This window comes from Rhodococcus chondri, from assembly GCF_036327435.1.
Classification (GTDB): Bacteria; Actinomycetota; Actinomycetes; order Mycobacteriales; family Mycobacteriaceae; genus Rhodococcus; species Rhodococcus chondri.
The window spans coordinates 1-568 of record NZ_JAUZMZ010000404.1; the positions used below are offsets into that span (position 1 = coordinate 1).

Annotated in this window: 1 protein-coding gene; it reads left to right on the forward strand. The window is 70.1% G+C overall.

Annotation, left to right across the window (positions count from 1 at the left end; genetic code table 11):
- The coding region (locus Q8814_RS26425) for an AAA family ATPase (protein WP_330154862.1) at positions 1-568 on the forward strand (568 nt) is incomplete at both ends.

The window sequence follows — 568 nt, forward strand, 5'->3', positions numbered from 1 at the left end:
GCGTGCGCACCGAGGACGAGGCCCGCGCGGTGCTGCGCGGCGTGCTCGTCGACGAACTGCGTCCCGAACTGGACCGGTCCATCCGAGCGCTTCCGCACGACGACCACCCGTCGGTCCTGCTCGTGGTCGGCGTCAACGGCACCGGGAAGACGACCACTACCGGCAAGCTCGCGCGCGTCCTCGTCGCCGACGGCCGCAGGGTCCTGCTCGGCGCGGCGGATACCTTCCGAGCGGCCGCGGCCGACCAGCTGCAGACGTGGGCAGAACGTGTCGGCGCCGAGGTCGTGCGCGGGAAGGAAGGCGCCGACCCGGCTGCCGTCGCCTTCGACTCGGTCGCGCGGGGCATCGACGACGGTGTCGACGCCGTCCTCATCGACACCGCGGGCCGGTTGCACACCAAGACCGGATTGATGGACGAGCTGGGCAAGGTCAAAAGGGTGGTGGAGAAGAAGGCCGCGGTCGACGAGGTCCTGCTGGTCCTCGACGCCACGATCGGACAGAACGGCCTGATGCAGGCTCGCGTGTTCGCCGACGTCGTCGACATCACCGGTGTCGTGCTCACCAAGCT